Source organism: Paenibacillus zanthoxyli JH29, assembly GCF_000520715.1.
GTDB classification, from domain to species: Bacteria; Bacillota; Bacilli; order Paenibacillales; family Paenibacillaceae; genus Paenibacillus_AQ; species Paenibacillus_AQ zanthoxyli.
Genome location: NZ_ASSD01000286.1, coordinates 1 through 7,444 on the forward strand (window position 1 = coordinate 1; position 7,444 = coordinate 7,444).

Annotated in this window: 8 protein-coding genes and 1 pseudogene; all 9 read right to left on the reverse strand. The window is 57.4% G+C overall.

Annotated features, from left to right (window positions below; genetic code table 11):
* The coding region (locus tag L691_RS0110500) for an amidohydrolase family protein (RefSeq protein WP_025690442.1) at positions 1–642 on the reverse strand (642 nt) is incomplete at its 3' end.
* Between the two features lie 171 nt (positions 643–813).
* Positions 814–2,040, reverse strand: coding sequence for a pyridoxal-phosphate-dependent aminotransferase family protein (locus L691_RS0110505; RefSeq protein WP_025690444.1), 1,227 nt, complete (start codon positions 2,038–2,040; stop codon positions 814–816).
* Entirely contained in the window at positions 2,037–3,326 is a 1,290-nt protein-coding gene (gene allC / locus L691_RS0110510; RefSeq protein ID WP_051459345.1) for an allantoate deiminase, read from the reverse strand. The genes L691_RS0110505 and allC overlap by 4 nt, the downstream gene beginning before the upstream one ends.
* Entirely contained in the window at positions 3,323–4,717 is a 1,395-nt protein-coding gene (locus L691_RS0110515) for an allantoinase (RefSeq protein WP_025690446.1), read from the reverse strand. The genes allC and L691_RS0110515 overlap by 4 nt, the downstream gene beginning before the upstream one ends.
* 55 nt (positions 4,718–4,772) lie before the next feature.
* Positions 4,773–5,150, reverse strand: a complete 378-nt coding sequence (uraH, locus tag L691_RS0110520) for a hydroxyisourate hydrolase (protein ID WP_025690447.1) — start codon at positions 5,148–5,150, stop codon at positions 4,773–4,775.
* 194 nt (positions 5,151–5,344) lie between these two features.
* Positions 5,345–5,860, reverse strand: coding sequence for a 2-oxo-4-hydroxy-4-carboxy-5-ureidoimidazoline decarboxylase (gene uraD, locus L691_RS0110525; RefSeq protein WP_036736545.1), 516 nt, complete (start codon positions 5,858–5,860; stop codon positions 5,345–5,347).
* A gap of 117 nt (positions 5,861–5,977) precedes the next feature.
* Positions 5,978–6,175: a hypothetical protein gene (locus L691_RS0110530; RefSeq protein WP_025690449.1), complete on the reverse strand. Its 198-nt coding sequence runs from the start codon at positions 6,173–6,175 to the stop codon at positions 5,978–5,980.
* 104 nt (positions 6,176–6,279) lie between these two features.
* Positions 6,280–7,209, reverse strand: a complete 930-nt coding sequence (locus tag L691_RS0110535) for an ABC transporter permease (protein ID WP_025690451.1) — start codon at positions 7,207–7,209, stop codon at positions 6,280–6,282.
* A gap of 22 nt (positions 7,210–7,231) precedes the next feature.
* Positions 7,232–7,444: pseudogene (locus L691_RS0110540) on the reverse strand (ABC transporter permease); the annotation flags it as partial.

The window sequence follows — 7,444 nt, forward strand, 5'->3', positions numbered from 1 at the left end:
GTCGGCATATTTTCCGGCTCGCAGGGTCGCCTGAATCTCTCCAAGCATTTTATCGTCGCCGTAGACGACGCCGGGAAAGTTCATCACTTCACCGAGCGCGATGACATCGTCTCCCCAGGTGAACGCCTCCGCCACTTCCTCCGGCCCGATGGCCGCCCCGGTCGTTTCGAATTCGGGACCCGCTGAAGGAACGCAGGAAGCGACCTGCATATAGGCGGCAAGCGGCGTCGTCCGCATCTCTTCCAGCATCAGCTTGATTCCTTTTAGTCCGAACACATTGGCAATTTCATGAGCGTCGAAGAAGCCGCCGGTCGTTCCGAGCGGAAGAACCGCGCGCGCGAATTCGGTGACAGTCAGCTGCGTGCTCTCGATATGGCAGTGTCCGTCGAGCAGGCCGGGAGCGATATATTTTCCCGCCGCATCAATGACCTTGGTATTCTCCCCGATCATATGCGATACGTCCTTGCCTACATAGGCGATGCGCCCTTCCTGAATGCCGACGGACATGCCTTCCAAAATTTCGCCGGAACACACGTTGACCAGTTTGCCGCCGGTTATAACCAGCGTAGCCGGCATGTCGCCGCGCGCCGTAGCTACAAGCTCCGGAACGCAGTCGGCGAGAGGTTTTCTTGCAAAGACCATATCTTCCCGCTCCCTTCGCACAAAATAGTTAACCGCAGCAGCTTCGCCAAGCGGCAGTTTAAGAAAAAACGGCTCTGCCTTCCCCGCAGGTCCGGTAGCCGTTTTTCCCGAGGTTCCATCCGGCAGGTTTGCCTCCCGAACGCCTTGCTTAGTTCGTTTCTCGAAATTATCCTATACCTGCTCGTAGATATCAAGTGCCGCCTGAACGCCAAGTCCGGCAGGCAGCGGATGGCCGTGGCGGAGCAGCGCCGCCTCCAGCGCGCCCAGCACCCGCAGCACATTGTTCCCGCGGCAGCTGAAGCCCATCGTTCCAATCCGCCAGATTTTCCCTTTAAGCGGTCCGAAAGAGCTGGCGATTTCGATGCCGAAGCTGTCCAGCAGCATGGAGCGTACCGATTCCCCGTTGACTCCTTCCGGGATCACCACGCAGGTTACCATCGGCATTTTGCAGCCGGGGTCGCCGTAAAGCTGAAGTCCCATCGCCTTGAGCCCGGCGACAAGCGCACGCTCATGCAGGCGGTGCCTGGCAAATCGCTCCTCAAGCCCCTCTTCCAATACGAGCCGCAGACCTTCACGCAGCGCGTACAGCATGGAGGTCATTTCCGTATGATGGTTCAGCCGCAATGGACTCCAGTAGTCTTGAAGCATCCCCAGATCAAAATAATTGCTGCGAACGACTGCGATATCCTCGTCTCCGGCATCGGCTGTGCGCAGTCCGCGCTCCACCCGTTTGCGCGACTTGATCTTGTCTTCGGCGCGTTTGTTGTACGTGACCGGGGCCATGCCCGACGGAACGGACAGGCATTTCTGCGTGCCGCCGATCACGGCGTCAAGCTGCCAGGCGTCCGTCTCGACCGGCACGCCGCCGATCGTTGCCACCGCATCGACAATCAGCAGGGCATCCATTTCCCGGCAAGCCTGCCCAATCCCTTCGAGCGGCTGCAGGCGGCCGGTGGATGTCTCGCCGTGAACCATTGCGACCACATCGGGCTTTACCCTGCGCATCTCGGCAATGATCTCCTCCTGAGCGAAGACCGTTCCCCATTCCTTCTCAATCGTATGCACCTCCGCGCCGCAGCGGTCGGCGATTTCATGCAGCAAATGCCCAAAACGGCCGTAAATTGGAATCAGCACACGGTCCCCTGGAGAAATCAGGCTGACCATGGCCGCCTCAATCCCCGAACGGGAGGTGCCGTCCACGGGAAAGGCCCACTGATTGCTTGTAGCGAACAGCTCCCGCAGCATGCCCATCGTTTCATTCATAATGTCGGTAAACTCGGGGTCGAACTGGCCCAGCACCGGATATGACATCGCCCGCAGCACGCGCGGGTCAACCTCCACCGGTCCTGGAGTCATAATGCACCGCAGTGACGGTGACAAGTCTTCGAACCGCTTCATGTCCATCTCTCCTTCGTATTTTGCGGCACAAGACCGTCTTCATCCGTTTCTTCATATCCCAGCTTATACAGTAGCGCGATCAGCACCTCAAGCCCGGCAGCCAGCTCTTCCGGCGAAGTATATTCCTCCGGAGAATGGCTGATGCCGTCTTGGCTCGGCACGAAAATCATCGCGGTCGGACATCGTGGCGCAAACAGTTGGGCATCGTGGCCCGCCCCGCTGACCATCGCTTTGTATGTCCTGCCCTGCCGGAGACATATAGCTTCAAGCTCCGCTCTCAGCCTGCTGTCCATCGGCGCGGGAGAAGCGCTGAGCCGGAGCGTTATGTCGAGTGCAACATCCCGGCGTTTTGCTATTTCCTCAAACGCGGACACAACCGATGCGCAGAACGCCTCCAGCTCATCTTCCCGGCTATGGCGGATGTCCAGCGTGAACGCCACTTCGCCGGGAATCACATTTGGTGTATTGGGGGTTACAACCAGCCGCCCCGTGGTGGCTACCAGCGGATCTCCCGCTTCCGCCGCAAGGCGCTCCATCTGCAGCATCATCTCAGCGGCAGCGGCGAGAGCGTCGCGGCGCAGGCCCATCGGCGTCGTTCCGGCATGATTGGCCGTACCTTTGACGGTCACGGCAAATCGCCGCTGCCCGACAATCGCCGACACAACGCCGATCTGCATCCCCGTCCGCTCAAGCACGATCCCCTGCTCGATGTGAAGCTCTACATATGCGGAAATGTCGCTTCTCGGCGCACTCGGCTCCTTACCGTCCAGGCCGCAGCTCTTCATCCCTTCCAGAAGCGTAACGCCTTCGCTATCCCTGCAGTCTTCCGCTTCGCTGCCGTCGTACAGTCCGGTCACATTGCCCGAACCCCAAAAGGTCAGCGGAAACCGGCTGCCTTCCTCTTCGGCGAAGGAGACAGCTTCCAGGGTCCGAAGCGGCGGACCGTACACGCTGCTTAGGTAGCGCAGCGCTGTAAAGGCTGCCCCTACTCCGTAAGCGCCATCGTATTTCCCGCCGTTTACAACCGTGTCGATATGTGAACCGGCCAATACGACTTTGCCGTCATCGCGCGTGCCGGTCAATTTGCCATAGACATTGCCGACGCTGTCGGAATAAGCCGTCAGGCCGCTCTCCCCGGCCCGGTTAAGCAGAAACTGCTGCGCCTTCTTCCATTCCGGCGTATACAGCAGCCGGGTAACCCCGTCTCCCGGCGCGCTGAACGCGGACAATTCTTCAAGCAGCTCCATCATTTCGGCGGCTGGAGCTTGAATATAAGACGCACTCATAATACCAGCTGCCCTTCACCGATTTGTATCCACTGTCCGCCTTCCGGAGAGATCACGCCCTGTTCACGGGTATAGACCAGATTACCGCGGCAGATAGTGGAAGTCACCCTGCAGGAGAGATTCATTCCGGCATATGGGCTATGCTTGTGGCGGTAGAGCAAATCCGAAGAGGAAAGGGTATAGGGCATATCCGGATGCAGCACCGCCAGATCGGCGTCCATGCCAATTGCAATTGAACCTTTGCGGCCGGATAACCCGAAACGCTCCGCTGGAAGCCCCGACAGCAGCCGTGAAACCAGCGTTACCGGAAGCTTCCGCTTGTTTACTCCTTCATGGAACATCAGTTCCATGCTGCTCTGAGCCCCGGAGATACCGCCCCAGGCATCAAAGAAACTCAGTCCGGAGGCAAGCTTCAGTTCGGGAGGACAGGGCGAATGGTCGGAGGCAATGAGATCGATTTTCCCATCGGCCAGCGCCTTCCACAGCTTCTCCTGCTCCTCGGCGCTCCGCAGCGGCGGCGCGCATTTGGCAACCGGGCCCATTTCCTCCATATCGTCTTCCGTCAATATCAAATAGTGCGGGCAGGTTTCTGCCGATACGTCCTGGCCGCGTAATTTGGCTGCATGAATCATGTCAATTGCAGCGGCCGTGCTGATATGGACAAAATGCAGCCGGCATCCCGTACGCTCCCCGTACAGCAGTGCCCGGGCGACAGCCTCCATCTCCGCATGCTCCGGCCGGGAGGCCGCAAAATCGCGAGCTCCTGTCCGTCCGCTTCGCACCGCTTCCGCCGCGAGCACCGCCGTCATCTCGTCGCTCTCCGCATGCAGCGCCAGTATGCCGCCGAGCGAGGCGATCTTTTTCATCCCTTGGTACAGAGTCTTGTCGTCAACCTCGCGAAAGCGTCCTTCGCCTTCGCCGCCCGGATTCGATATAAAGGCCTTGAAGCCCGTTACGCCCGCCGACCAGAGCTCCTCCAAATTATCCAGATTGCCCGGAACAAGGCCGCCCCACAGCACATAATCGACAGCAGAATGACCGGCGGCCAATTCGGCTTTCAGACCGAGAGCGGGTAAATTCACCGTCGGCGGATTGCCGTTCAGCGGCATATCGGCATAGGTAGTGCAGCCTCCCGCCGCCAGCGACGCCGATCCGGTGGGAAAGCCTTCCCAGTGCCCAAACGACGGCTCGTTAAAATGGACATGCATGTCGATCATGCCAGGCAGCACATACTGTCCTTCGGCATCGATGACGGTTGTATCCGAACCGGCTTCTATCCCGGCTTCCAGGGCAGCGATTTTGCCGTCGGCAATGCCGATATCAAGCTTCACGACCTCCCCGGGGAGTACCGCCAGACCATTTTTAATTACCAGTTCATAAGAATCGCTCACATAGGTTCCCTCCCGTCGTCGTTAGTTTTCTTCTACAATAAGTTATACCCGGTTGTCAGCTTCCGCGATAAGTGCTGTATCCTCCAGGAGCGAGCAGAAGCGGAACATGATAATGACCGCCCTCACTGCCGATGTGGAAACGGATCGGAATCAGATCGAGAAATCCAATGGGTTCAGGGGCCGAAGATGTCTCTGAGCTTTCCGCATCCATTTTTCGAAAATAATCTCCCGCGTGGAACAGCAGCTCATACTCGCCGGGCTTCATTTCCGCGTCTTCCAGCAGTGGAGCCTCCAGCCTCCCGTCCGCATTCGTAGCCGCCTCGCGGAGCAGCAGACTCTCTTCATTCTCCAGCCGCCTCAGCTGCAGGAAAACTCCCGAAGCGGGAATCCCCCGTACCAGATCGAGCACATGGGTAGTCAAACGTCCGCTCATGCAGCCACCTCCCTGGACAAATTGTGGATCGGAACGTGCGATATATCACTGCGTGTCCTGTAATTTTTGTGGAGAATATTCATAATTATGCTGGCTATTTCTGTCTTCCGAATCGAAAATCGGCCTTTGGCAGTCTTCGGTATGAGTATGGCTGGCACCCCCGTTAACAAGAATGATTGAATTGAAGGATGTTTTTATTCCGTCAGCAGATCCTCCAAGCGAAACTTCGTAATTTTGCTGATTTCAAATAATGCGCGGTTCCATTCTTCCTCAGCCGCAAGGTTAACACGCTCGCTGATGGATTGGATGATATCGTCTTTGTTTTTCCCTCGCACAGCCAGAATGAACGGAAACTGGAATTTGTCCGTATATTTCGTGTTCAGGTCGTTTAACAATTCGAATTCCTCCGGGGTCAGACGGTCTAGCCCTGCCCCTTTCTGCTCCGCCGCCGACAGCGGTGTGACCTGGAGCCTCGTCGCCAGATCGGGATGGGCCCGCAGCAGCGACAAAATCTTCTCCCGGTCTGCGCTTCGGACTGCCTCCGTCATCGCTTCGTGCAGTTCTCCAACCGATCTGAAGGGACGGGAGGCGTAGGCCGATTCGGCAACCCATGGCGAATGCTCAAAAATACCGCCAAGCGTCGCCACAAACTCTTCCTTGCTCATTTCGTTTATCTCAGACAGTGTAATAGGTGAAGCTGGGGTTGCCATGGTCCCACTCCTTTTTCAATCGCCTTGTTTACGGCCCGCATAATGCCGTCATAACCTATGCACCGGCATAACCTCTTCGGGCCCCGGGTTCGGAAAACTCCCCCATTCCCCATTACATTAATGTCCGCTTTTTCCAGCGTTTCCTTCCAATGCCTTCCACAGTTCGGTAGCGGCAAGATTGCCCGCTGCCCTCTTCTTGTATTCTACGGTTGCAAAAGGATCTCCATAGGCTTCAAACTGCGTGACAACCGCCTTGTACAATGGAGCAAGCATTTCCTTGCCGATACAGGCGCCTTCCAGAACCGCTTCGGCCATACTCAGCCGCTACAGCCGGCTTACCCAGTGGTTCATCGTGAAAAGGTTTCATTTGCTCCCCTCCCACCTACAGTTGTCCGCAGTCTAAAAGCCGTTTTAACGTCCTAGAACCGCTGCTCCCGGATGTACGGAATACCTAGCGATTCCGGCGTGCCGGAAGGCTTGTTGCGGTTGCGGTACCCCAAATACATGAGGACAAGGATGGTTACAACATAAGGAATCATTTTCAAGAAGTACGGCGGAATGGCGCTGCCAAGCAGCTGCATCCGGAAGCCCAGCGAATCCAGTGCTCCGAAGAAGTAGGCGCACAGCAGCGCCCTTACCGGATTCCATCTGGCAAAAATAACGAGACCAACCGCGATCCAGCCTCTGCCCGCCGTCAGCCCTTCGTTCCAGGTCGGAGCAACGGTCAGAACCATATCCGCTCCTGCAAGCCCGATCAGCATGGCGCCGACCGTAACGTAGCCGTAACGGATCAGCCGGACATGAACGCCCATGACATCCGCAGTGGCCGGACTGTCTCCCACGGCCCGCAGATGCAGACCCCATGAAGTGCGGTGAATGAGCAGATGCAGCACAATGACAAGCACAAAGCTGAACCAGGTCAGAACATCCAGATTCCCCAAAATATCGCCGAGCACCGGAATCGGCTTCAGAAAGTCCAGATGCAGTCTCGGCAAAATACCGGGCAGCGGGTTGCCGCTGATCGACTTGCCGAGATAGGCGCTAAAGCCGCTGCCAAACAGCGTCATCGCAAGACCCGACATGGTCTGGTTGGCGCGGAGCGTGATGCACAGAAAGGAGTGGCCCAGGCCGAGCACCGCCGTTACTCCAACTGACGCGAGCAGCGCCACTCCAAGATTTTCGGTACGAATAAACACAATGCAGGTTGTGACCGCCCCCATCAGCATGAGGCCCTCGGCTCCCAACTGAATAATGCCGGCGCGTTCGTTCAATATGCCTCCGAGCGTCGCCAAGAGCAGCGGCGTACCCGCGGTAATGGCGGCGATTAATAACTGTGTGACAAAATCCATTTCTTTCGATTCCTCCTTTGGGCTACGCTCCCCGGCGAATGCGGAAGCGGGTGACCATATCGCCGGCAATCAGGAAAAACAGGATCGCGCCCTGCAGCATTTCCGAAATGGACGATGGCAGACCGATGGTCTGTACGCTAAAACCGCCGACAATCAATCCGCCGAACAGCACCGAAGTGACAACAAGCCCGAGCGGATTCAGCTTGGCGAGCCAAGCCACGATAATGGCGGGGGA

Excerpts from the sequence above, each read along its gene's own strand:
- L691_RS0110505 (WP_025690444.1), bottom strand. The coding sequence starts at position 2,040 with ATGAAGCGGTTCGAAGACTTGTCACCGTCACTGCGGTGCATTATGACT.
- allC (WP_051459345.1), bottom strand. The coding sequence starts at position 3,326 with ATGAGTGCGTCTTATATTCAAGCTCCAGCCGCCGAAATGATGGAGCTG.
- uraH (WP_025690447.1), bottom strand. The coding sequence starts at position 5,150 with ATGAGCGGACGTTTGACTACCCATGTGCTCGATCTGGTACGGGGGATT.
- uraD (WP_036736545.1), bottom strand. The coding sequence starts at position 5,860 with ATGGCAACCCCAGCTTCACCTATTACACTGTCTGAGATAAACGAAATG.
- L691_RS0110530 (WP_025690449.1), bottom strand. The coding sequence starts at position 6,175 with ATGGCCGAAGCGGTTCTGGAAGGCGCCTGTATCGGCAAGGAAATGCTT.
- L691_RS0110535 (WP_025690451.1), bottom strand. The coding sequence starts at position 7,209 with ATGGATTTTGTCACACAGTTATTAATCGCCGCCATTACCGCGGGTACG.